This is a genomic window from Cobetia sp. 3AK (assembly GCF_029846335.1).
Classification (GTDB): Bacteria; Pseudomonadota; Gammaproteobacteria; order Pseudomonadales; family Halomonadaceae; genus Cobetia; species Cobetia marina.
The window spans coordinates 1-265 of sequence record NZ_JARWKR010000039.1 but is presented as its reverse complement, the minus strand read 5'-3'; the positions used below and the strand labels follow the sequence as shown (position 1 = coordinate 265).

At 63.8% G+C, this 265-nt stretch carries 1 protein-coding gene; it reads left to right on the top strand.

Annotation, left to right across the window (positions count from 1 at the left end; translation table 11 throughout):
* Positions 1 to 265: hypothetical protein (locus tag QD228_RS17060; protein WP_279876138.1), on the top strand; the 265-nt coding region annotated here is incomplete at both ends.

Here is a 265-nt window from a genome sequence, read left to right as displayed (position 1 = left end):
ACGGTCGCGGCACAAGCGGGCATCGATACCGTCACCATCGGTGGCATCGACATCAGCGACGCCAGCACCACGCCGGTCGAGATCACCACCGACGAAGGCACCCTGACCGTGACCGGCTACGACGCCGACACCGGTGAGGTCACCTACTCTTACGTCGAAGATGGCGAGAGCGAAGTTCACACTGATGCGGGCATCACCGACAGCTTCGCGGTCGTGGTCACCGACATCACCGGGCAGAGCACCAGCGACAGCCTGGACATCGCGA